The sequence below is a fragment of the Streptomyces sp. NPDC032161 genome (genome assembly GCF_040636995.1).
Taxonomy (GTDB): Bacteria; Actinomycetota; Actinomycetes; order Streptomycetales; family Streptomycetaceae; genus Streptomyces.
In genome coordinates this window covers 1-23702 of sequence record NZ_JBEZVN010000049.1, presented here as the reverse complement: position 1 = coordinate 23702, position 23702 = coordinate 1, and the positions used below count along the sequence as shown (strand labels likewise).

Below are 23702 nucleotides of genomic sequence, written 5' to 3'. Positions count from 1 at the left end.
ATGGAGATCGTGAACCAGAAGCACGCCACCGCCCCGTCCACCGGGACCGTGCCGCCGTCGTCGTGGCGGGTCCTGTGGCAGGGCACCTTCGACGGCCCGGCCGGGTCGCCGCCCGATCCCGCCCTGTGGCAGGTCGTCACCGGGCAGCCCTTCGGAGCCGGCATCGAGTTCCACACCGACGACCCCGCGAACGTCGGCCTGGACGGGGCCGGGCATCTGAGGATCACCGCCACCCATGAGGACGGGCAGTACCGGGCGGCGTGGCTGGAGACCCGGCGCGAGGACTTCGTGCCGCGTCCCGGCGGCGCGCTGCGCCTTGACGCCCGGGTGAAGACCGCAGCTGGCCCCGGCCTGGACTGCGCGCTGTGGGCCTGGGGCACTCAGCTGCGGCACCGGGGCGACGAGGACCCGGTGCAGGCGTGGTACCGGGCCGGGGAGATCGACGTCCTGGAGGCGCTGGGCTCCGAGCCCGACTCGGTGTGGGGTGCCGTCCACTCCCCCGAGTGCCACCAGATCCCGTCCCTAGGCATGGGCGCCCGCACCACCACCGAGGACGGCAGTCCGCTCAGCGCGGACTTCCACACCTACTCGGCGGTCTGGCGGCGCCACCCCGACTCGATCACCTGGTACCTGGACGGCCGCGAGTATCTGCGGCTGACCCCGCAGGACACCACCCCGAAGGGCTGGCTGTTCGACCAGCCCGTGTACTTCTGTCTGGCGATCATCATCGGCAGCCCGGGCGGCCCGGTCCTGCCGGGCGACCCCGACCCTTCGACGCTGCCGTCGTCGCTGCTCGTCGACAGCATCACCGTCTCCGAGGAGATCCCCGCGTGACCGCGGGCCCCGATCTCGACGCGCTCGTCGCGGAGCTGGTCGACCGGGTGCTGGACGATCCGACCGGCGCGCTGGGTCCCTCGGTGTACGAGACGGCCCGGCTGGTCTCGCTGGCCCCCTGGCTGGACGGCGACACCGCCCGGGTCCGTCATCTCCTGGACGAGCAGCGGCCCGACGGAAGCTGGGCCGGGCCCGGCGGGTACGCCCTGGTCCCGACGCTGAGCGCGACGGAGGCGCTGATCGCCGTGCTGGGCCGGGAGGGCGAGGCGTCGCCCCTGCCGCGTGCCGCGCTCGTCGAGGCCGCGCAGCGGGGGCTAGCGGCGGCGGCCGCTCTGGTGGCCCAGCCGGTTCCGTCGACGGTCGTGTTCTTCATGCTGATCCCGGCGCTGGTGGAGGGCGTCAACGCCCGTCTCGCCGTCCTCGGGGACGCGGCGGCCCAACCGCTGGCGCTGCCGCACGGGTTGACCGACGACGCCTTGCGCGCCCTGCGCTGCGGTGCCTGGCGCAATCCGCTCGCTGGTCACTATCTGGAGATCGTCGGCCCTGCGGCCGTCGGCGCCGCGGAGATGGAGCCGGTCGACGGGGTCGTCGGCTGTTCCGCGGCCGCCACCGCGGCCTGGCTCGGCCCGCGCGAGCCGGCCGAGCCCGCGCATCCCTCGGTATGTTTCCTGCGGCAGGCCCAGGAGCGGGGCGGTGGCCCGGTTACCGCGATGACCTCGCTCGTCTTCTACGAGCGGGCGTGGATCGCCGGCAACCTGGCGACCGCGGGGGTGCCGCGGGAAGTGCTCGCCCCGCTGCTGAAGGAACTGCCCGGCGACGTCGGCCTGTCGGGTGCTCCGACCGCGCCGGGATTCGCGTACGAGGCGGAGACCAGCGCGATCGTGCTCGCGGCCCTGGCCCACCTCGGGGAACCGCAGGAACCCGAGTATCTGTGGCAGTACGACGCGGGCACCCACTTCATGTCCACGATCCCGGAACACGAGGCCTCCACCACCACCAACGCGCACATCCTGGAGGCCCTGGGCTGCCACCTGGCCGACGGTGCCGGCGACGCCGACCGCTACCGGGACGCCGTAGCCCGGATCGCGACATGGCTGCGGAACCGCCAGCAGCCGGACGGCAGCTGGTCCGACAAATGGCACGCCTCCCCCTACTTCGCGACGATGCGCTGCGCCCTGGCCCTGCACCGGTACGCAGGCCCGGACGCGGCCGACTCCCTGCACGGGTCCGTCGACTGGCTCCTGCAGCGGCAGCGCGGCAACGGCTCGTGGGGCCGCTGGGAGGGCACGGCCGAGGAGACCGCCTACGCGGTACGCACCCTGCTGGAGCTGACGACCGACGCCCGCTCAGGGGCGACGGTCGAGGCCGTGCGACGGGGCTGCTCCTTCCTGTTGGAACACGGCCTGGACGTGGAACGCCACCCCCCGCTGTGGATCGGCAAGGAGCTGTACGCACCTGCCCATCTGGTACGGGCGGCGGTACTGGGAGCACTGCTCGCGGCCCGGCGCTGACCTGAGCTTCGCCCCGGTGCGGACCCGGGACGCCGCCCGGTGCGGGGTGCGAAACGGGTCGTCGTCCGGCGGAGACCAGGCGCTGCCCGGACGTTGCCCAGCTCGCGGCCCCTAGCTTGATCTTTAACCTGTGCGGCGTGGTCGCGGGGTGGTTGAGTTCTTTGCTTGCTGTTTCGCCGGCTGCGTCTTGCGGGGTGTGTGCACGTCGTGGCGTGGGGTGGGTCGGGTGTTCTTTCGGCCTGGTGGTCGTCCAGGGCCGGGGTCGGGAGGGTTTCGGTGCTCTGGCCGGGCAGGCGGCCTGTGGGCGGATGTGCCGGAAGTCGCGGCGGACACGGGCGGGAGTGAGTTTGTCCGGGGAACTTGGTTTCTCCCAGGGGCGACGCAGGTCGGCTGCGAGCGGGCGAGCGAGCCGCAGTTGGGTGTAGGCGGCGACGATCAGCCAGGTCCATCGGTCCGCTGCCTCGGGGGTGCGGATCTTCGGGGAGGTCCAGCCGAGGGTCTGTTTGAACAGGCGGAAGGTGTGCTCGATGTCGAAACGTCGCAGGTAGGCCTGCCGCAGACGGTCTGCGTCTGCCGGGGTGGCGTCGGTGCCTGACCACCACAGCCAGACCGGCTTGGGGGCGGCTCCGCTGGGCAGGTGGTCGATGTCCAGGCGGATCACTGTCCCCTCGACGATCGGGAGGGTGCCATCGGCCGCGGCCCACGAGGAGCGGTGGGTCAGCCTGGGGTGGAGCCGGTTCCAGGAGCGGGCGGTGGCCGTGCCGTAGAGGCGTGTGTCGGTGACGGTTTCGGTGTCCGGGGTGTCCGAGGTTTCGGGCTGCCCGAAGACGAACTCGCCTCCGTGCCGGGGCGGCCGTCCCTGGGTGTGGGGCAGCCGGGGTGGGGCAGCCCTGCGCAGGACGCGGTCCGATCGCATCCGGGCCAGCACCTGCACGGGCAGGTCCCTCAGGAGGAAGCCGAGGCGGGGTGCGTCGTATCCGGCGTCCGCGACGATGAGGATGTCCGGGTCGCCCGTCTGCCACTGCCCCGCGTTGATCAGTCGCTGAAGCAACTCGCGCAGTTGCCGGGCGGTGACGGTGGCGCTGTCGTCGCCGGGCGACAGACGAAGCACGTCCAGGGGTGCGGTCCATGAGCTGCGGCCCGGCTCGAGCGCGCAGACGATCGAGTAAGGCCAGCCGGGGACCGGAATGTGCTGGTCCTTGCCCCGGCCGTAGGTGTGGCACAGGATCCGTTCCTGTGAGGTGTGGGCGTCTGGCCGCAGCCAGCAGGTGACGTCGACAGCGAGGACGAGCCTGCCGTCGGTAGTCCGGGGCAGTGGCACTTCGGCCAGTGCCCGCCGCAGCCGGTCGGCATCAATGCGTCCACGGGCCACCGCGGCGTAGAGCCCGCCGTGGCCGCGGCGGTGTTCACCCACCAGCGACAGCTCGGCCAGCGACCTCACCGGCCCGTCGCCGCACAGGACAGCATCAGCCAGCTCGAACAACGCGTCCGAACGAGCGGCCAGGCAGGAGTAGAACTCGCCCCGGAAGCATGACAGTTGCGCCAACGGCTCTCGCCGGGCTTCGTGATGCAGCAGACTCATCCTCACGGCCTTCGTGCTGGACGTGTGTGTTCCTTGGTCGGAGCACATGTTCAGACGAAGGCCGCTTCCGCGTACGCCGGTTACCGGACCGAGTGATCAAGTTCGACGCACCATTCGACATCGGACGTTAAAGATCAAGCTAGGTGCCAGAGGTCACCGCCCGATGCCGACCCGGGTAGGGTCCCGGCGAAGCCCAGCCGCTGTCCGACCCTACCCAGGGTCGCGCCCCCGGGTCGAGGCCCGGCGGAGATGAGGCACCGCCCGATGCTTACTCAGGTCGCGGCCCCTCAGCGCCCCGGGCCGCCGCCCAGCGCAGACGCAGGCCGCGGCCTGACGCTGACCCAGGTCGGCGTGCGCGGGAGACCCCATCGCCACCCAGCCCTCCCCCTGCCCGCCAATAACACAACCAAGCCAGTCTATTAACCCGGTTCAGTTATGCTGTGACCGGGAATTCGTCGTCCGGTCCCGCCGGGCGGAGCGCAAGGCCGTCACTTCGGAAAGGTCGATCGATGACGTCACACGTCCAGGACACGTACGGCACCCAGGAGGCCGTCGGACTCGACGACGAGCTGGCCCTGGAGCGTGCCTACGTTGCGATGTGCCGCGAGGCGATGACCCGCCAGGTGGACGATGCCCAGTACCAGGTCGTCGCGGGCGAGGACGTGTCGGGCGACGGCGCGAGCGCCGAGGCGCTCGGCCGCTATCTGCGGACCCGCGCAAGGCAGATGGCGGAGGAGCCCGACAGCCCGCTGTTCTTCGGCCGACTCGACTTCGAGGACACCGAGGACGCGGGGGACCACCGGCGGCAGCGGTACTACATCGGGCGCAGGCGGGTCTCGGAACACCCGGCCGCACCGCCCCTGGTGATCGACTGGCGTGCGCCGGTCTCCCGCACCTACTACCAGGCGAGCGCCCTGGAACCGCGCGGCGTCGCGGTGCGACGGCGCTTCGGCTGGGCTCCCTGGAGCCACGGCGCTCCGGAGGACCTCACCGGCCTGGAGGACGAGCATCTCGACCACGCGCGGGCCGAGGGCGACGGCGACGCGGCGAGCGCGATCGTCGCGGCGGAGATCGAGCGGCCCCGGCTCGGCCCGATGCGTGACATCGTCGCCACCATCCAGCCGGAACAGGACAACCTGGTCCGCAGCGAGCTGAACGAGTCGGTGTGTGTGCAGGGCGCGCCAGGCAGCGGCAAGACCGCCGTGGGCCTGCACCGCGCGGCCTATCTCCTCTATACGTTCCCGGAGCGGCTGCAGCGCAGCGGTCTGCTGATCATCGGCCCGAACCGGACCTTCCTGCGCTATATCTCCGAGGTGCTGCCATCGCTCGGCGAGATCGACATCGCGCAGCTCACGGTGGAGGACGTGGTGGCCCGGCACCCTGTCAAGCGGGTGGACGGGGAGGACGTCAGCGTCCTGAAGCACAGCGACCGAATGGCGGCCGTCCTGGAGCGGGCCCTGTACGCCAGGGTGAGGCACCCTGAGGAGTCCATCGCGGTCACCGACGGCTCGTACCGCTGGCGGGTCGACTCCTACGACCTGGCCCGGGTCATCGACGAGGTGCGGGGCATGGGAGTGCCGTACGGGGTCGGGCGTGAGCATGTGCGGTCGCGGGTGGTGACGCTGATCCAGCAGCAGGCCGAGCGGCGGGCCGGACCGAAGAGTGTCACCTGGGCGCGGAAGATCGGCCGTTCGAAGCCGGTGGCCGCGCTGCTGGAGGTCGCGTGGCCGGTGGCGCGGCCGGAGGAGGTCGTGGCCGCGCTGCTGAGCGACCCGGCGGTGATGGAGGAGGCGGCGGACGGCGTGTTCGACGCGGCCGAGCAGCGGGCGCTGTTGTGGGCCAAGCCGCCGAGGTCGGAGAAGAGCGCTTCCTGGTCGGTCGATGACATGCTGCTGCTCGACGAGGTAGCGGGGCTCATCGAGCGCCCCGAAGGCTTCGGCCATGTGGTCGTGGACGAGGCACAGGACCTGTCGCCGATGCAGTGCCGGGCGATCGCCCGGCGCAGCGTGTTCGGCTCCATCACGGTGCTGGGTGATCTGGCGCAGGCGACGGCGCCCTGGTCGGCGCGGTCCTGGCGGGAGCAGCTGACGTATCTGGGCAAGGCGCAGGCCACGGTCGTCCCGCTCACCACCGGCTTCCGTGTCCCGGCCGCGGTGATGGAGCTGGCCAACCGGCTGGTGGGGGCCCTCGGTGTGGACGTGCCGCCGGCCCGTTCGCTGCGCCACGACGGCAAGTTGACGGTCAGTGAGGTCGACGACGTGGCGGCCGCCACGGTGTCCGCGGTCCGCGCGGCGCTCGACCGTGAGGGGTCGGTCGCCGTGATCGCCGCCGACGGCGCGGTGGCCGCGGCCTCGGCGGCCCTGCGCAAGGCGGGCATCGAGACGGCGACCGCCGAGGAGGTCGGCACGGCCGCCCGGGTGACGGTGCTGCCCGCGACGGTCGTTAAGGGCCTGGAGTACGACCACGTCGTGGTGGTGGAGCCGGCGGCGATCGTCGAGTCCGAGCCGCGCGGACTGCACCGGCTGTACGTGGTGGTGACGCGTGCGGTGTCCCGGCTGGAGGTCCTGCACGCCAGGCCCCTGCCGGAACCGCTCGCCGCCTGACGGCGCTGATGTGGCCGAGATGTGCGGCCCGGGACTCCCCTGGGCCGCATTTTCTTCAGGGCCGCCTGACGAACTCCACGGCGGATCAGGGCCGTTGGTCGCCGTTGTTTGGAAGTTGGCCGGATTTCCGCCCCCGACGGTCGCACTTGCGCCAAATCGCTGTGGCGATAGTCACTGATCGCACTGTGGACTCCCTGGAGTTGCAGGATGGCTGAAGACATACCGAAGCTTCGGCACCACAGGGGGAATCTTGCGGATGTCCATCTCTGGACGGACCGTACAACTCACTCAATTGCATGACCTGCTGACCGCACGCGACTGCGGAGCGGGTCCAATCGCCCTGGTCAGTGGCCCTGCGGGGGTCGGCAAGACGGCCCTCCTGCATGAATTCACCCAGCAAGCGGAGAAATCCGGATCGCTCGTCCTGAGGGCGGTCTGCTCACCGAGGGAACGCTCCAATGCATGGGGCGTGGTCCAGCAACTCCTGTGGCACACAGGACGATTCAAAGGAGCCTCACAGCATAGGAGTGACACTCTCGCGGCCGTCGGCCGCAGCCTCGCGGCGGTAACCCGGTCCCCGGAGGGCGAACCCGACAAGTCCATGGACGAATTCTGCACGGTCGTCATGGAATTGGCCGACGAGCAGCCCCTCGTCCTCGCCGTGGACGACATCCACGAGGCGGACCCCGAGTCGCTGGGCTGCCTCGGGCATCTGGCCCGCCGCATGGTCACCTCGCGTGTCCTGGCGGTGTTCTCCGACCGGCCGGGGGCCCTGCCTCCGTACTCCGCCGCGCGCGCCGAGTTCGCCCGGCAGCCCGGCTTCCATCAGCTGCGGGTGTCTCCGCTGACCACGGACGACCTCCGGCTGCTGCTCACCGACCGGCTGGGCGTGCCGGTGGACGAGGCCGGCGCCGAGGAATTCCGTGCGGCGAGCGGCGGCAGCCCGCTGCTGGCGCAGGCGCTGATCGAGGACACCCGCAACGCCTTGCAGGGCACGGAGGCAGCCGCTTTACGGCCTGTCGCTGGCGAGATGTTCGATTCGGCGGTCGCCGACTGTGTGCACCGGCTCAGCGCCCCTGCGGCCGATCTCGCCCGGCATCTGGCGGTGCTGGGGCCGGACGCCCTGACGGTGCTGCTCGACCGGAACAGCACCAATCCGCCCACCCGGCTCTTCCAGGAGCTGGCCCAGGCGGGCCTGCTGGCGGGTCCGGAGCTGCGCCATCCGAGGATGCGCACGGTGCTGGGCGGCGAGGTCTCCGCCGAGGAACGGGCCCGGCTGCACAGGCGTGTGGCGGTGCTGCTGCACGACAACGGTGCGCATCCGGCCACGGTGGCCGAGCACATCGTGGCGGCGGGAGGTATCGCGGAATCCTGGGTGCCCCCACTGCTCCGGGAGGCAGCGGCCGAAGCGCTCGCCCACGACGAGTTCCCGAAGGCGATGCAGCTGTTCGACCTGGCCCACACCATATGCCCGGACGGGCCGCTGCGGGCGTCGATCCTATTCCAGCGGACGCTGTCCGCCTGGCAGGTCGCCCCGGCCAAGGCCATGCGCCGGCTTCCGGAACTCAAGGAGGCTCTGGAGGCCGGGCATCTGACGGCTACCTCGGGGGCGATGTCCCTGATCAAGAACCTGGTGTGGCACGGCCATGTGGACGAGGCCGCGGACGTGCTGCGCCTGGTCGACCGGCAACTGGCCGACGATCCGGGCGAGCAAGGCGCGGAGGAGGTCGGGGCGCTGCAACGGTGGCTGTCGGTACTGTGCCCGCCGTTCCACCGGCGCATGTTCGGCAATGTGCCCTTGGACGTCGCCGACGAGATCGCGCCCGCGGCGATCGCCGCGCAGCCGCTTCTGCACTCGGCCGCTGCCCTGTCCCTCGTCCTGCGGGGCGGTGACGCGGAGCCCGCGGTGGTCGGGGCCACACATATGCTGGAGATGTCCAGTCTGACGCCGACGCTGGAGACCATCCCGCTGGCGCTGATGACGCTGTACTACGCCGACCGCACGGAGCAGGTCGACGCCTGGTGCACCACGCTGCTGGAGGCGGCCCGGGAGCGGAACATCCCGACGTGGGAGGCGCTGCTGTCCTCGCTGCGGGCGGCGAACCTGATCAGGCAGGGCCGACTGCTGGAGGCCGAGAAGCACAGCGATCTGGCGCTGTCCCGGATGTCGTCGCGGGGCTGGGGACTCAGCATCGTTATGCCGCTGGTGAGTTCGGTGTCCGCGTTGACCGCGATGGGCCGCTACGACGAGGCGCGGGCCCGACTGAGCCGACCGGTGCCCGAGGCTGTGTTCCAGACCCTGTTCGGCCAGCATTATCTGTACGCCCGGGGCCGCTTCCATCTGGCCACGGGGCGTCTTCAGGCGGCTCTCGGTGACTTCCTGGCCTGCGGCAAGGCGCTGGAGAGCTGGGGGATGGGCGACGCCACGCTCATCCCGTGGCGCACCGGGGTGGCTGAGGCCCGGCTGCGGCTGGGCGAGCCGGACCAGGCCGTCAGCCATCTGCGGGAGGAACTGGCCCGGCACAAGGGCTGCCCGCGGGTGCACGGCAACGCCCTGCGGCTGCTGGCGTCGACGATGGAGCCCCGGCAGCGGCTGCGGGCGCTGCGAGAGGCCGTGGACGAACTCCAGGACTCGGGCAGCGACTTGCTGCTGGCGCACGCCCTCGGTGATCTGGGCCGCGTCTACCATCTGCTCGGGCAGTCCGACCGGGCCCGGGTGATCGTGCGGCGTGCCTACCGGATGGCGAAGAAATGCCATGCCGAGCCGCTCGCGAAGAACCTGCTGCCCGACGCGGAGCGGGCGGCCGACGGCCGGGCCAGCGCGGCCGGGCACGAGGCGTCCGAGCAGGCGCACGACGTGCTGTCCGAGGCCGAGTTGCGGGTCGCCGCGCTCGCTGCGAGGGGGCACACCAACCGGGAGATCGCGCGCCGGCTGTTCATCACGGTCAGCACGGTCGAGCAGCACATGACGCGTGTCCTGCGCAAGCTCAACCTGTCCCGCCGTGACGAACTGCCGCAGGGACTGGACACTATGGGCGGTTCAGCCGCACCGGCAGTGAGTGGAGCCCGCGGATAAGCGTGCTGGTGCGCCAGCGCACATCGTCGAGGTCGATCGCGAGACGCATGGCGGGGTAAGTGTCGAGCAGGGCGCCGAACGCCACCTGCGCCTCCATCCTCGCCAGCGGCGCGCCGAGACAGTAGTGGATGCCGTGCCCGAAGGCGACATGGCCGCCGGTGGGCCTGCGGACGTCCAGCGTGCACGGATCGCCGAAGCGCTCCGGGTCCCGGTTGGCGGACGCCAGTGCCAGCAGCACGAAGTCGCCGGCCGGGATCTCGGTGTCGCCGACGCGCATGTCCTCGGTGGCGCAGCGGAAGGTGGCGTGCTTCAGCGGGCTCTCCAGCCGCAGGAACTCCTCCACGGCGCCGGGCAGCAGGGAGCGGTCCTGGCGCAGCGCCTCCCACTGGTCCAGGTTCCGCATCAGGTGCAGCGTGCCGTTGCCGAGAGTGTTGACGGTGGTCTCGTGGCCGCCGATGAACAACAGGAAGGCCATCGAGACCAATTCTGTCTCGGTGAGCCGGTCGTCGACGTCACGGGCCGAGACCAGGGCGGCGAGGACGTCGTCGGTGGGCGTGCGGCGCTTGCGCTCGATCAGCTCGCCGAGGTACTCGATCATCGCGGTCGAGGCGGCGGCGGTGGCGGCCGGCGAGTCGCCGGAGACGAGTGCCTTGGACCAGGACTTGAAGTTCTCCTGCTCCTCCAGCGGTACGCCCAGCAGCAGGCAGATCACCCGGATCGGCAGCGGAAACGCGAACGTGTCCAGCAGGTCGACCGTGTCGTCGTCCGGGAGCGCGGCGAGCAGCTCGCCGGTGATCTGCTCGATCGCCGGCCGGAGCTTCTCGATGGCGCGGCTGGTGAAGGCCTTGTTCACGAGCTTGCGCAGCCGAGTGTGGTCCGGCGGGTCCGAGTGCAGCATGTGGGTGGCGAGGGCGGAGGAGAAGGCGCCGCGCTTGTTGCGGTCGGGCTCGTTCTGCGCGAACAGCCGGTCCGTCCTGTTCAGGTCGGTGCTCAACCGGGGGTCGGCGAGCGCGGAGCGCACCTCCTCGTATCCGGTGATCAGCCAGACCGGCAGGCCGCCGCACACGGGAACCCCGGGAGGCATCATCACCCGATGCGCCGAGCCTTTGGCGTTCAGGCGCGCGTACACGGAGTGGGGGTCCTGCATGAACGCGTCGTCGAGTTCCAGCGGGGCTGAATCCTGAATCATGGGCACTTCCTCGGAAATGACGGCTACGGGCCGTTCGCGGATCGCACTGAGCCTACGTACGCCCCGCCCCGGCGGCGGTGATCCACGGTCGGAAGAGGGGGTGTAGGGGCCTAATAGGGGCCGCCCACCGGGTCTGACGGTCAGTCTCGGCGGGCGGCCTGAACAGCCACCGGGCCGGGGGATGTCACCCGGCGGCTGCTGATCTTCGGGGCGGGTCAGCTGCTGGGCGCCAGATCGCCTTCCACGGCCCGGGCCTGCTCGGCGGGGGCCTGTGCGGGCTTGCGCAGATCGATGGTGATCAGCAGGCCCGCGAGGAGCGCGGCGACACCGGTGATGCCTGCGGCCCACAGGCTGGCGACGGCGTAGCCGTGCACGGTCGCCTCGGTGACGGCCCGCTTGCCGCGGCCGCCGGACGCGATCTGGTCGGCGGTGACGCCGGTGGCGATGGCGTTGAGGAGCGCCGTGCCGATGGAGCCGCCCAGTTGCTGAGAGGTGCTGACGAACGCCGACACCACACCCACCTCCTGCGGCGGCACCCGATAGGTGGCGGCGCTGATGCAGGGCGAGATCACCAGCCCGACTCCGATGCCGAGCAGGATCTGGGTGGGCATCAGGGTCGAGGCGTAGGAGCTGTCGGGGGCGAGCCGGCCGAGGTTCAGCAGGCCCAGCATCGCGATGAGCAGGCCCGGCACCACCAGCATGCGCAGCGGTACGCGGGGCACCAGCCGGGCGGCGACCTGAGTGGAGGTGAGCACCGTCGCCACGGTCGCCGGCAGGATCGCGAGGCCCGTGCGCAGCGGCGAGAAGTCCATGACGACCTGGAGCTGGTAGGTGAGGATCAGGAACAGCCCGAACAGGCTGACCATGGCCAGGGCGATGGTCAGGCTCGCTCCCGCCCGGTTGCGGTCGGCGACCAGCCGCAGCGGCAGCAGCGGAGCCGACCCCTTGGCCTGGGCCAGGCCGAACGCCGCGAGCAGGACGAGCGCGGCCGCGAGGCAGCCGAGGACGCGGGCCGAGGTCCAGCTGTGGGTGGCCGCCTGATCGAAGGCGTAAACGAGGGAGAGCATCCCGAGGGCGGAGAGCACCGCGCCGGGTACGTCGACGCGCTGGCGGTTGGCGGGTATGGCCGGCAGCAGCAGCCAGGCCCCTGCCACCACGGCCGCGCCGATCGGGACATTGACGTAGAAGCACCAGCGCCAGTCGAGCCACTCGGTGATCACACCACCGCCGAGCAGTCCGATGGCGCCGCCCGCGCTGGCGACCGAGCTGAAGACACCGAACGCCTTGGCCCGTTCACGCGGTTCGGTGAAGGTGGTGGCGAGCATGGCCAGGGTCGAGGGGACGAGCAGCGCGGCGAACACGCCCTGTGCAGCGCGGGCGGCGACGAGCACCTCCGCGTTCAGAGCGGCGCCGCCCGCCACCGACGCGGCGGCGAAGCCGATGGCCCCGGCCATGAAGGCGCGCTTGCGGCCGACGAGATCGCCGACGCGTCCGCCAAGCAGCAGCAGCGCGCCGAAGGCGAGGGTGTAGGCGGTCACCACCCACTGCCGGCTCGCGTCCGACATCCCGGTGTCCTGCTGGGCCCAGGGCAGGGCGATGTTCACGATGGTCATGTCCAGCATGACCATCAGCTGGGCCAGGGCGATCACCCCCAGCCCCCACCACCGGTAGCGCACCGACCTCACGGTGGAGGCCGCTGTTGCCTGTGCCATGTCCTGCTCGTCCTTCCGTCAGCGCGGGCGGCAGCCCGTCCGTCTTCCGCGGCGGACACTACAGCGGATTACTTAACCAAGTCAATTCACAGACTCGGTCACCTGATTGTCCCGGTAAGAGATGTGCTAGGATGGCCCGGTGAATGCGCCGATGGGCTTGCGAGAGCGCAAGAAACAGCGAACGCGAGAGACGATCTCCGACACGGCGATCACGCTCTTCCTCGAGCACGGGTTCGACCATGTCTCGGTCGTCGACATCGCGGCGGTCGCCGAGGTCTCCAAACCCACGCTGTTCAGGTACTTCCCGACCAAGGAAGACCTGGTCGTCCACCGCTTCGCCGACCACCAGACGGTGACCAGCAGCATCGTGGCCGAGCGGCCGCCCGGAGTGTCCGCGATCGACGCGCTGCACCAACACTTCCTAGACGGGCTGGCGGCCCGGGACCCCATCACAGGGCTCAACGACGACGAGGGCGTCCTGGCCTTTCACCATCTCGTGTACTCCACGCCCAGCCTCGTGGCGCGCGTCAGCAAGTACCTGGCCCAGGCCGAGGAGGCGCTGGCCGAGACCTTGGCCAGCGCGCTCGACTCGGACCGCGAGATCACCGCCGCCCTGCTGGCCGGCCAGGTGATCGCCACCGAGCGCATCCTGGCGTCGGTGAACTGGCAGCGCATCGTCGCCGGCCGGTCCGCGGACGAGGTCCACGCCGAGGCGGTCGCCGACGCCGACCACGCCTACGCCCTGCTGTGCCACGGCCTGGCGGGCGTCGCGCCGCAGAAGTGACCTGAGAAGCAGCACAAGAACCGGCACGAGAAGTGAAGCACGGCGAAGGCGCCGCCTCCGAAGAGGCGGCGCCTTCGCCGTACTCCCGTCCTACGCCGGGTCAGTCCGCCCCCTCCGCGGGCTGATCTGAACCGTGGCCGGGCTCCTGCCCGAGCAGGTCGTTGTGGCGCTCTATGTAGTCGGCGAGCCGCTCCATGCTGTCCACCGCGCTCCCGGAAGGCCCGCGCCTGGGAGGCCATGTCGGCCGGGGACTTGTTCTGGCCGAGCTTGTACACACCGTCGATGCGCCCGATCGGGATCTCGAAGCCCTGGATGAGCCGCAGATACTCGTCAAACAGCGCACTCGCCCTGCGCGGCAGGGACCAGGGCTGCTTGGGCGCGAGCCGGCTCTCCTGGTCCTCGATCAGATCGTCGAGCTGGCGCATGGTGCGCACCTCGTCCAGCAGCCGCGGCCGGCCCATGACATGCACGGCGGCGTAGGCCCAGGTCGAGAAGTGCGGCTGGGAGGCGTAGTGGTCGGGCGAGACATAGGCGCTGGGGCCCAGGAACGCCACCACCACCTCGACATTTCCGGCGAGCGCCTCACAGATCGGGTTGCCCCGCGAGAGATGCCCCGCGCAGCTTGCCGTACGGCCAGGCGTGCCGGTCAAGGACGAAGGGGACATGGACGGCGGCGGGCCGGCCCTCCACCGACAGCGCCATCAGGCCCAGCGGGTACTCCTCGATGAGGTCCCACTGCGTCTCCAGGTCCGGCGGCCGGAAGTAGTCGGGGCGGTAGACCATCTGCGCTCTCCTTTCCGTGAGGCCTGATCAGGCGGTGGCGGCGGACACCGTGCCGCCGAGCAGCGAACCGAGGTAGCCGAGCACCGCCGCACTGTCCCCCGACGGCGCGGTGAGCCCGATGTATCCGTCCGGGCGGACGAGGACCAGCGTGTCGGCGCCGAGTCCGTACGCCGCCGGCCGTTCGCCGAGCAGGCAGGTCCTAAGGTCGTCCGGGCCCGCGGCCGCCACCTCGCGCAAGGCCGTCCCGCAGCCGGCGCCGAAGCCGAGCAGCGTGAAATGCGGGCCACGGAACACGTCGAACAGCCGGACGAGCTGACCGGCCATGTCCAGACACACCGAGTCCGGGGCACGGTCGCCCGCCTGTACGCCACCACCGGTCTCTCCGAGCATCGCGCGGCTGAGCGAACTGGCCCGGTACTCCAGACCGAGCTGCAGGGTCTCCTGAGTCAGACCGGCCTCGGCGCCGCCGATGCCGCCGGTCATCTCCTCGAACACGGCCCTGGTGCTGGCGACGCTGGTGTCCAGCGTCCAGCGCGCCACGGGCAGCCGCTCCTCCTGATAGGTGTCCAGCAGCTCCTGCGCCGCCCCGGCGAGAACCAGCGCGAGCTTCCAGCCGAGGTTGTAGGCGTCCTGGACGCCGGTGTTGGCGCCCAGCGCACCGAGCACGGGGTGGACGTGCGCAGCGTCTCCGGCCAGGAACACCCGGCCCACCCGCAGCCGGTCGGCCATCCGTACGTTGATCCGCGAGGCCGACAGCCAGGTCGCGTCATGGACCCGGATCGGCATCCCGGTGGCCCGGTCGACGGCCTGCTGAAGGGCCTCCACCGACGGCTCCATGGGCCGGCCGCCCGCGTCCGAGGGAGGTGTGGCCTGGATCTGCCAGGAGCGCGTGCCGCTGAGCGGGCACAGCATGACCACACCGAGGTCGAGGTCCAGCCACTGATACCAGGCGTCGGGAGCCAGCCCGTCGACCTGCACGTCCCCAACGATCAGTTGCTTGTCCTCCTCGGTGAACCCCTCGAAGGAGATGCCGAGTCGCTTGCGGACCAGGCTGCGGCCGCCGTCGCAGCCGACGAGATACGCGGCCGACACCTGCTCGGTGCCCTGCGCGGTCGCCACTGTGGCCGTCACGCGGTCCGCGTCCGTCTGCTCGAACTCGACCAGCTCGGTGCCCAGTTCCACCGCGACCCCGTACTCGGCGAGCCGCTCCCGCAGGATTTCCTCGACCCGCGACTGCGGCATGAAGTGCAGCCGGCGGAATGGCTCGCCCTGGGTCGGCGCGTTGTCGAGGTACGGGATGGTCTCGTTGATCAGCCGGTCACGGCGGTAGCGCCGGAACGGCAGCCGCTGCGTACCGGACGCCAGGACCTCGTCGATGGCCCCGAGGTCGTAGAACACCTCCAGGGTGCGGGGCTGGATACCGGCCTTGCCGCGCGAGGCGGTCGTGAAGCCCTCCTCCTTGTCGATGATCCGCACCGGTACGCCCCGGCGGGCCAGCTCGAGCCCGAGGGTCAACCCGGTCGGCCCGGCCCCACTGATCAGCACGCTGACGCTGTCCATACAACCCTGTCATTCCTCGTCGGTCGGGCGATTGCCCAGGTCAGGGCTGCACACTATGGAGGAGGCGAGACTCCGGCTAACCCCTAGCGGTCCCCTACGGCCAGGTGATCCCGCCGCCCGACGCCCGACGCCGTGCGTAGGGGTTCCCGGGATGACACCGGCCGGCCCGGGTACCCGGCGTGCATGAAGTGGCAGCAGGTGCAGCAGTGCCCGGAGGCCGTCTTCGTGCTGGTCCTCGACGAAGGCACGACGCCGTCGCGGAGACCAGCGGGTTCGCCCGGCGACAGGGGCTCGGGGCGTTGCAGGTGACCGCGGTGGGGGCGTTCTCGCGGGCCACCGTTGGCTGGTTCGACCGGGTGGCCAAGGACTACCGGCTCGCGGTGGACGAGCAGTGCGAGGTGCTGTCCCTGCTGGGCGACATCGCCGTCGGCCAGGACGGGCGACTCCGCATCTGCATGCCGTACTGGGTCTGGCGGACGGCACAACCCACGGCGGGCATCTGCTGGAGGGCCGGCTCTGGCCGAAGCTGGAGGTCGTCATCAAGGACAGCCCGGTCGCCTTGGCCGAGGTCAACCGCCCCGAGCTGGGCCTGGCACTGATCGACCTGCCATCAGCGTGCCGACGCGGTCCCTGTCCACGCAGGCCCCCTGCCGAAGCAAGACGGCGGGGGTCTTCACGTGTCGCAGTCGGTCGGCAGCATCCATCAGGCGGAACAGGTCGCAGCTTCCGCGACCATGGACAGCCTGCGGACGAGGAGCCCGTGCGCCCCTCGACAGGGGCAGGCATCGCCTCGGGCACCTCCCGGAGAGCGTTCGACTTTGCAGGGGTGACGGCCATGACTGTTGGTCGCCGAGGGCCCCGGCCCGATGTGCCGAGCACTCGATGCGAGGGCGCAGGGCGGAGAACCCGAGGGCAACGGTGCCGACGCCGGAGATGCAGCACACCCGCCCGGAAGCCCCCGCCGGCCGCGCCTGTAGGGGCTTACCTTCGAACGCACCTCTCACCGGCGCTCTCACTTGTCTGTCACCAACTACGTGTCTCCCCCGGACCGCGATGCCCTGACCTGCTATGAGGAGCCCGCACCGGACTGACTTGGGCGCCCAGGGACGGTTTCTACAACCTGGGGCAGGTGGGGCGAGTCAAGCCAGTAGGCGGCGCGAAGTTGAGCGGTCGGGGAAAGGGTGCAACCAGCGATCCGGCCTCAGCGTACGCCCCGCGCCAGTACACGCGGCCCATCCGGTCGACCGCCTCGGTGAGATCCTGGCCGGAACCGTACCTTCGGCGGGGACAGCCAGGTTGCCCGCAGCAGTGTCATGGACCATCCGCCCGCGACAGCGCACGCAGTATCGAGCGGACGGTCACCAGCCCAGTGGCTTTCGCTCGTAGAAGAGGCCGCCGGTGGGGCCGTCGTCGGGGAGGGTGGCGAGCCAGACAGGTGTGTCGGCGGCGTCCTCTGGGGTGTGGTCGGTCTCGCCGTAAGCCATGTGGGTCGCCATGCGCCCGGGGGACGCGGCGTTGACGAGGATGCCTGTGCTGTCGAGTTCGGCGGCGAGGATTTGGGTGAGGGCGTTGAGACCGGCCTTGGAGATGCGGTAACTCACGTTTCCGGTACCCATATTGTTCTGTGAGCCAAGGTGACTGGTGATGTCGACGATGCGCCCGTAGTCGTTCTTGCGCATCTCCTGAGCGGCGGCAGCGAGTCGCCACGCGCCGAGGAGGTTGGTGTCCAGGGTGGCTCGGACGCGCTCGAAGTCCGGCGCGGCGGCGTCCTGTCCGCGGTCGATGGCGACGGCTGCGTTATTGATCAGTACGTCCAGACGCCCGAGCGGGGCGGCAACATCGGCGACGCATCGGGCAACGCTGGCCGGGTCGGTGACGTCCAGTTCGTGGAAGTGGACGAACAGCCCCTTCCGCCCGAGTGCTTCTTCCGCGTCCCGGCCGGCGAGGCGGTCGCGCGTGCCAAGGACGACCTGCATGCCCAGTTCGGCGAGGCGCGTAGCGATGGCAAGGCCGAATCCGCGGTTTCCGCCAGAGACGAGCGCGACGCGCGGGGTGGGGTGTGTGGTCATGCGGCCAGTGTGGCAAGCAGTCGGTCGAGGCGCTGGACTTTCGGGTCCTTGGCTGTGAGCGGGAGTTCAGCGCGGGCGGCTGCGGCGCGAGCCGTGTTCCGCTGGGACGGGGCGGCGGTGATCACGGGAACGGCTGTTTGCAGGAGGTGGACAGCACGGTCGGCATCGCCGAGGGCGGTGTGGGTCCGGGCGGTCTGGATGGTGTAGGTGGCCAGGTCGCGGTGCTTGGCGGCCGGCATGAGGGCCAGGGCGTCATCGGAAAGATGTCGGCCTGAGTCAGTCGCAGAAAAGACCAGGTCAGAGGCGCTTTCTCGGCTCGCTGTGCAGCCTGGAAGCGCCCAGAGCGTCAAACGAGCGTCACGGCGGACAGTCCGTGCTGCTTAGGGCGGACTTTATGGACCCAGGCCCTCCAGCCCACAGCCTTTTGCATCCGTGTCAAGGGGCTTCTCGCCCGGGGATGCAGAGGACCTCGCGCTGTACCGGGAGAAGTTGCGGCGGCGTCTGCCGGAGTCGCTGGACGAGTTGCACGGCCCGGCCCAGAGGCTCGTGGAGCTGCACCTGGCCTGGTCCGGGATGACCTCGTACGACATGAGCAAGCCTCGTCAGCGCATGGGCCTGTACCGCGCTGTCCTACACCAGGTCCTGCATGATGACCTGCCCCGGCATCTCAACTGAGACCTGCTCTTCCAGCGGTGGTCGGTACTGCGCACCCCCGTCGGCCGCAGTGTGCGCACCGTCCGGGAAGACGCCTTCCCCCCAGCCCGCCTCCCTCACCCGGGCAGCCGTGTGACGGACATGCCGGAGCTGCACACGCGGCTCCTGGCGGACGTGATCACCTCGGCTCCCCCCTACCCTTGGTTCTGACCTGCGGGTACGCTTTCGGGCGCGCCACCTCGTGAACCGCCCCAGCCAGGACCTCGACGTCGCCACCGAGAACGCGGCGCCTGTCCTCGTCATCAATGGTCGTCTGCGCCACCACGATCCCGCTCACCATGCAACTCCCCTCCTGGTTCGATGTGCGACAGCCCTACCTAGCGCCAGGGTGGTTGACCGATTTCTGCACAACTCACTCTGGAACCTACTGGTGCCGCACAATGGACTATCGGTGAGTGCAAGTCAGGGGGCGCAGTGGCACTGGTACATGTTCACGGCATCGGGAACCGGAAGGCCGACGCCGTAATGCGCTCCGCCGCACTGCGCGACGAACTGTTGCGCCGTCACCTCCTGCCCGCGACCGGCCACTCCCCCGGCGCTCTACTGTCCAACCCGTGGTGGGGCGAGCTTGTCGCGGAACCGGCTTGGGGGTGGGCCTCGCTGGCCCCGGACGAGGTGGAGTCGCTGGGGGGCGAAGGCGAGGAGCCGCTGGAGGAGGCCGTCGCCGAAGCTCTGGCGGACGCCGTCGCCGGATCGAAACAGCGGGACACCGAGCACGTCCTAACGGCCACCGCCCGCGTCTCGTTGCAGCGGGCGATCGATCTGCTTGCGCTGGCCGGCAACGACGCCGAGGAGTCCGAGCCGGGCGCCCTTGCAGAGCTGGTGGCCTTCTGCTCGCGGGCCACCGCGTACTGGGCCGAGAAGACTGACGAGGGCACCCGGGGTGACGGCGCGGAGTTCTTCGCCTGGCTCGAGGAGTTGGAGGAAGACGACGAATTCCTCGACCGCCTCCACGACGAGGTCACCGGCTGGGAGCGACGCACGGGCCGCGTCCCGGCCGAGGCGGGCTCTCAGTCCTGGGAGAGCTTCGGGGCCGAGAGCGGCCTGCCCGCCCGCGCCGTCCGCGCGGTGCACCGGCTGCGCGCCCTCGAGGTCTCCGTCCGCACACGCCCCTTGATTGCTGGTGTCCGCCGCTGGGCCGCTCGCCCAATGGCCCTGCTGATGGGCGACGTCACGGGCTACTTCGCCGAGCGCGGCACCGTCAAGATGCCCGGGCAGATCGTGAAACGGATCGCCGACTCCCTCGACGAGGCGGCGCGGAACGCCAATCTGCGCGGTGAGCCGTTGGTGGTGCTCGCCCACAGCATGGGCGGGAACATCGTCCATGATGTGCTGTCCCACTTCCGGCCCGATGTGCGAGTGGACCTGTTGGTGACTGTGGGCACCCAGATCGGCCTTTTCGAGGAGCTCAAACTCTTCGCGTCCAGCGACCACAAAGTGCCGAACCCACGCTGCCTGAAGGTCACCGCGCTGCCGAACGTGGTCCGCTGGATCAACGTCCTGGACCGGTCCGACCCGCTGGCGTTCGCGGCCGCGCCGGTCTTTGCCGGTGCGGAGGACCTGGTCTTCCGCACCGGGTCCTGGTGGGCGCACGGGGGCTATCTCACGTCCTGCGACTTCCACGCGCGGCTGGCTCGCAGGGTGGGGCAGCCGACGTGACCACGGTCTGGGAGAGCGGCCACGCGGGACCCGCCGCTCACGCTCTGGTGATCGGCGTCGGCGCCTACGACTGGTTCCCGGGCGGAACACGGCACGTGAAGGGCCGCAAGGGCGACCGGCTTTCCAAGGAGTTCACTCAGCTGGCCTCTCCCCCAGCGTCCGCGCGTGCGCTGTGCGAGGGACTGCTTGAGGGGTTTCGGGACCTGCCCGGTGGAATGTCGCTCGGCAGCCTCGAAGCGGTCGTCTCAGCCCGCGAGGAGATGGTCCTGAAGGGTGACGACGGCGCCGAGGTGCCAATCGGACCAGCCACCCTCGCGGGAGTGGAGGAAGCGTTTGATGCCTGGTACGACAGGTGCAACGGCCATCCGGACAACGTGTCCCTGTTCTTCTTCTGCGGCCACGGGGTCCAGGTCGGAAGGGGCTCTCAGATCCTCCTGCTCCAGGACACCGGTGAGAACGTACGGGATTACTTCCGCACCGCGGTGGACCTCCGCGTTCTGGTGGAGGGCATGGAGAAGAACAACGCCCGGGTCCAGTGCTTCTTCGTCGACGCCTGCCGTTTCGCCCCGGAACAGCTGTACGAGGAGGGTGATGCCCGCGCCACGCATCTGTTGACGCCTCCGCGCCGACCGCGCCCCCGCGACAGAGTCGTCGTCCACTCCACTCTTCCGGGCACCAAGGCGCACGGCCCGCTGGGAGGAGTCACCCGCTTCACCGAGGCGGTTCTGCGTGCACTCCGAACACCTGACTCGGACTCCGCGGGCGATGCCTGGGCGGTCACCACAGAAACCGTCGGGAAATTCGTGCGCGAGCTCATGGCATGGCCAGGACTGCGGCCGGACGGCATAGTCCTGCCGAATCAGCACTGCGACTTCTCCTCGCTGAGCACCAGCACGGGCGGCGTTCTCTTCTCGTTCGACGAGGCTCCCTCGGTCCCCTTCCACTTCGACACATCACCCGGGGAGTCGCTGTCCGACGCCGAGTGGGCGCTCACGGACCAGGAACACCAAAAGCTGTACGCGTCCCGCCCGCCGATGCCGGAACCCTGGATCGGGCACGGCCCCGTCGGTCCGGTGCGGGTTGAGGTGTCGTTCGCTGACGGTCGGTTTCGGGGCCGCGGCGACGACGTCTGGATGCAGGCGCCCTGCCGTGCGCGGACGGTGGAGGTGCAGGAACTGTGAACGTCGCTACGGCACAGGTCGACATCGTGGCTCCTGCGGTGCCTGGTGCCACGCCGGGCACGGTCGTCGGAGCGGCCGAGGTCCTCGATCGCGGCAACCGTCGGCTGGCGCGGGTCCCGCTGCGTGCTGGAATGCCGACCCCGGTGGAGATCCCGCACGAGGAACGGTGCCTGGTCCACGGCTGGTCCCCCTATCTGTCGGTCCAACCTGTCGTGGTGACCGGCGGCCGCACCCAACAGGCCGTGCTCTCCGCGCGGCGCGCGAACGGGGAGAGCCCGAGCGCCAAGAAGTCCGGCCGGGCCGCAAGCGGCTGGGTACGGCTGTGGGGCCGGGAGCCAGACGGCCACTGGACCGTACGGGACCCGTCGGACATGGCGACGGGCCGGGCCTCGATGGTGGCCACCCCGCGGGGAGGCCCCGCCGCCCTGCAGGTCGGCGGCGGCCGAAGGCGTCCGGTGTGCACGCTGGTGCCGGAGGGATCTTTGTTCACCCTGCGGCCGACTGAGCATCGACCGCAGGGTCCGGTGGAGGTCCGCCCCGTCGCAGACTCGGGTTTCACCCTGCTGGAGGCGCTACGGCTCGGGGAGTGGGGCTGGGCCGTTGTCGTGGAGCAGGTCTGGTGGGACGACCCCGGTGTACGAGGCACCCCGCTCTTCGATCTGGCGGTGGCCTATCTAGCATGCCGACGCGGCGACTTGGACCGTGCCGACCAGTGGAAGGAGATGAACTGGGACCGCTATGAGACCGGCCCCGCTCGGATCGACGTCCTGGCCGTGGAAGCGTGGCTCGCCCGGCGCCGCGGTGACTCACGGGACCTCGCCTGGGTCCTGGCCCGACTCTCCGATGTGCGAGGGGCCCCACTTCTGTCCGAGGGCTTGGACCTACTCGCCGCGGAGCTGGCCCGCCCGGGGCTGGAATCGCAGGCACCGGAGCCAGGTGAGGCCCTGCGCCGGCTCTTGGCCCCTTATCTGCGCGCATCGCTGCCGTCGTCACTCTCCTCATTCACCGCCGCTCATCCGGAAAGGCCAGAGCCCCGGGCTTCGAAAGGACCGCGGCCCGGCGACTCCCTGACCTTCCAGGCGGATGCGGACGCGAGCGACTTGCGGATCCAGTGGCGTGTGCTGAGTGGCGCGCCGCCGCACGGCAGGGATTACGGACTCGCTGCCGAAAGGGCGGCGCTGTCCCGCGAGCCCGGCCTGATGGTCAGCGAGCCAGAGGGGCTGCACGAGTGGCTCATCGTTGAGGACGAGGACCCAATGCTGCTTTGGCGGCTGGCCCGCAGGCTCCTTGACGAGGGGATGACCACTGACGTGTCGCTGGTGCCGGGCCGCGATGCAATCGCGGTGGCTCTGCCGGGGCTGCGAGCGGGTCGAGTGGCGGCCGTTCTGGCCCGTCTTCAGATACAGGGCTTGGTGCAGCGCCTAGAGCTCAGTGTGGGCGGCGCGCGCCGGGAGTTGCACATCGTGGACGCTGCCGAGGCCGAGCAAATTTTGGCCGTGCTACTGCGAGGGCACCACCAATCGTCGCCGTAGGGGCCCATGTCCAGGCCCACACAACAGTCCTCCGGCCCCGGTGCTCGACCTTGGCCGGCCTTCGGAGATGAGCTGATTTCTGTGATCGTGTCGTCCCCACCATGCGACCGTCGGTCGGGTCGTGCAGTTGACTGGCGCGCAGTGGGTGCACCTGACCCCCGAATACGGCTCAAGGAGTCATGGCGAGCAGGCCGAGGACCATGGGCTTGTCGGTGGGCACCGCTACTATCCAGGACGCCTCACGGGACGACGAACGGAGTCAGGGAATGGGTTACGTGAACGAAGCAGCGGTCAAGCGAAAGTTGGGTATTCCGAACTGGCGGAACCTTTCCAAGGACAAGGTGCTTAAGTTCGCGGCAGCGATGCCCGAGATGGCCACCGAGGTGCGACTCAAGCTCATCGAGCAGTTCCCCGCCTTCAAGGACCTGGGCAAGGCCGACATCGATGCGGTCGCCGAGGCCCACAAGTCAACTCTTGCAGCCAACGAGAACAGTCAGAACCACTTCTACAAAGCTTCGCAGGACCAGCGGGACGCTCTCCAGGCCGACCTTGGTCGGGACGACCTCAGCTGGGCGCAACGGGAGGCCCTCCATGACCGCCTCGACCAAAACGTACAGCGGGTAGGCGAGAAGGACAGCGAGAGCAAGCAGTTCCTGGGGGCGGGAATGAAGGTGGTGGCAGCTGCCGGTGCAGCCGCCCTCGGGCTGGGCGTGGTATTCGTCGGTGGCAAGATCGCTGGAGCGAGCGAAAGCGGTTCCGAGGAATCCCAGTAGGACTGAGGCTGGTCCTCTGGAGTGAACCACCCACCGTAGGTCAGTCTGAACCGCCCCGGGTTCGGTAGAGATCTCAGATTGTGGTTGTGACCTGGGGTTTTGTCAGTTCCGTGTAGTAGTTGGTCTCGTACTCGACGGGT

17 protein-coding genes and 3 pseudogenes are annotated in these 23702 nt (G+C 70.0%); 12 read left to right on the top strand and 8 right to left on the bottom strand.

All coding sequences use genetic code 11. The features are described 5' to 3' along the window. Positions 1-9: 9 nt before the first annotated feature. Complete coding sequence (locus tag AB0E67_RS33675) at positions 10-834, top strand: glycoside hydrolase family 16 protein (protein ID WP_362034156.1); 825 nt, start codon at positions 10-12, stop codon at positions 832-834. After that, a complete protein-coding gene (locus AB0E67_RS33670) occupies positions 831-2345 on the top strand; it encodes a prenyltransferase/squalene oxidase repeat-containing protein (protein WP_362034153.1) in 1515 nt (504 codons plus the stop codon). The genes AB0E67_RS33675 and AB0E67_RS33670 overlap by 4 nt, the downstream gene beginning before the upstream one ends. Before the next feature lie 123 nt (positions 2346-2468). Here AB0E67_RS33670 and AB0E67_RS33665 read toward each other — a convergent pair. Next, positions 2469-3927: pseudogene (locus tag AB0E67_RS33665) on the bottom strand (NF041680 family putative transposase). A 611-nt stretch (positions 3928-4538) separates the two neighbouring features. On the opposite strand from AB0E67_RS33665, the gene AB0E67_RS33660 reads away from it, so the two are divergent. Together AB0E67_RS33660 and AB0E67_RS33655 are read left to right on the top strand one after the other, a co-directional pair. Continuing rightward, complete coding sequence (locus AB0E67_RS33660) at positions 4539-6530, top strand: AAA family ATPase (RefSeq protein WP_362034168.1); 1992 nt, start codon at positions 4539-4541, stop codon at positions 6528-6530. A 256-nt stretch (positions 6531-6786) separates the two neighbouring features. Further along, positions 6787-9606, top strand: coding sequence for an AAA family ATPase (locus AB0E67_RS33655; protein WP_362034151.1), 2820 nt, complete (start codon positions 6787-6789; stop codon positions 9604-9606). Here the strand turns inward: AB0E67_RS33655 and AB0E67_RS33650 are convergent. Further along, the gene (locus AB0E67_RS33650) at positions 9560-10795 is read right to left on the bottom strand and encodes a cytochrome P450 (RefSeq protein ID WP_362034148.1); all 1236 of its coding nucleotides are present in this window, start codon (positions 10793-10795) and stop codon (positions 9560-9562) included. The two genes, AB0E67_RS33655 and AB0E67_RS33650, sit on opposite strands and share 47 nt — an antisense overlap. Positions 10796-11010: 215 nt before the next feature. Then, positions 11011-12507, bottom strand: coding sequence for an MFS transporter (locus AB0E67_RS33645; protein WP_362034146.1), 1497 nt, complete (start codon positions 12505-12507; stop codon positions 11011-11013). Positions 12508-12646: 139 nt separating this feature from the next. Between AB0E67_RS33645 and AB0E67_RS33640 the strand changes: the two genes are divergently transcribed. Next, positions 12647-13291 (top strand): TetR family transcriptional regulator, encoded by a 645-nt coding sequence (locus tag AB0E67_RS33640; protein WP_362034143.1) that lies wholly within the window; start codon positions 12647-12649, stop codon positions 13289-13291. A gap of 347 nt (positions 13292-13638) precedes the next feature. On the opposite strand, the pseudogene AB0E67_RS33635 reads toward AB0E67_RS33640, so the two are convergent. From AB0E67_RS33635 to AB0E67_RS33625, 3 genes and pseudogenes are all read right to left on the bottom strand, one after another. Further along, positions 13639-13956 (bottom strand): annotated as a pseudogene (locus AB0E67_RS33635) (FMN-binding negative transcriptional regulator); the annotation flags it as partial. Then, complete coding sequence (locus AB0E67_RS33630; RefSeq protein WP_362034141.1) at positions 13874-14074, bottom strand: FMN-binding negative transcriptional regulator; 201 nt, start codon at positions 14072-14074, stop codon at positions 13874-13876. The pseudogene AB0E67_RS33635 and the gene AB0E67_RS33630, both read right to left, overlap by 83 nt. A 27-nt stretch (positions 14075-14101) precedes the next feature. Then, entirely contained in the window at positions 14102-15634 is a 1533-nt protein-coding gene (locus tag AB0E67_RS33625; RefSeq protein WP_362034138.1) for an FAD-dependent monooxygenase, read from the bottom strand. Between the two features lie 179 nt (positions 15635-15813). Between AB0E67_RS33625 and AB0E67_RS33620 the strand changes: the two are divergent. Both AB0E67_RS33620 and AB0E67_RS33615 read left to right on the top strand, forming a co-directional pair. After that, positions 15814-16005, top strand: a pseudogene (locus tag AB0E67_RS33620) (hypothetical protein); the annotation flags it as partial. A gap of 20 nt (positions 16006-16025) precedes the next feature. Then, the gene (locus tag AB0E67_RS33615; RefSeq protein ID WP_362034135.1) at positions 16026-16706 is read left to right on the top strand and encodes a DUF296 domain-containing protein; all 681 of its coding nucleotides are present in this window, start codon (positions 16026-16028) and stop codon (positions 16704-16706) included. Between the two features lie 286 nt (positions 16707-16992). Here the strand turns inward: AB0E67_RS33615 and AB0E67_RS33610 are convergent, their stop codons facing one another. Together AB0E67_RS33610 and AB0E67_RS33605 are read right to left on the bottom strand one after the other, a co-directional pair. Continuing rightward, positions 16993-17703: an SDR family NAD(P)-dependent oxidoreductase gene (locus AB0E67_RS33610; protein ID WP_362034132.1), complete on the bottom strand. Its 711-nt coding sequence runs from the start codon at positions 17701-17703 to the stop codon at positions 16993-16995. After that, complete coding sequence (locus tag AB0E67_RS33605; protein ID WP_362034129.1) at positions 17700-17942, bottom strand: hypothetical protein; 243 nt, start codon at positions 17940-17942, stop codon at positions 17700-17702. The genes AB0E67_RS33610 and AB0E67_RS33605 overlap by 4 nt, the downstream gene beginning before the upstream one ends. Positions 17943-18135: 193 nt before the next feature. Here AB0E67_RS33605 and AB0E67_RS33600 point away from each other — a divergent pair, with 193 nt between their 5' ends. The 5 genes from AB0E67_RS33600 to AB0E67_RS33580 all read left to right on the top strand — a co-directional run bounded on the left by AB0E67_RS33600 (position 18136) and on the right by AB0E67_RS33580 (position 23562). Continuing rightward, positions 18136-18378 carry a hypothetical protein gene (locus AB0E67_RS33600; protein WP_362034126.1) on the top strand — a complete coding sequence of 81 codons (243 nt, stop codon included), beginning with the start codon at positions 18136-18138 and terminating at the stop codon, positions 18376-18378. Positions 18379-18882: 504 nt separating this feature from the next. Further along, positions 18883-20076 carry a hypothetical protein gene (locus AB0E67_RS33595; protein WP_362034123.1) on the top strand — a complete coding sequence of 398 codons (1194 nt, stop codon included), beginning with the start codon at positions 18883-18885 and terminating at the stop codon, positions 20074-20076. Continuing rightward, positions 20073-21257 carry a caspase family protein gene (locus AB0E67_RS33590; protein WP_362034120.1) on the top strand — a complete coding sequence of 395 codons (1185 nt, stop codon included), beginning with the start codon at positions 20073-20075 and terminating at the stop codon, positions 21255-21257. The genes AB0E67_RS33595 and AB0E67_RS33590 overlap by 4 nt, the downstream gene beginning before the upstream one ends. Further along, a complete protein-coding gene (locus AB0E67_RS33585) occupies positions 21254-22789 on the top strand; it encodes a hypothetical protein (protein WP_362034117.1) in 1536 nt (511 codons plus the stop codon). The genes AB0E67_RS33590 and AB0E67_RS33585 overlap by 4 nt, the downstream gene beginning before the upstream one ends. A gap of 275 nt (positions 22790-23064) precedes the next feature. Next, the gene (locus AB0E67_RS33580; RefSeq protein WP_362034114.1) at positions 23065-23562 is read left to right on the top strand and encodes a hypothetical protein; all 498 of its coding nucleotides are present in this window, start codon (positions 23065-23067) and stop codon (positions 23560-23562) included. Positions 23563-23702: the final 140 nt, after the last annotated feature.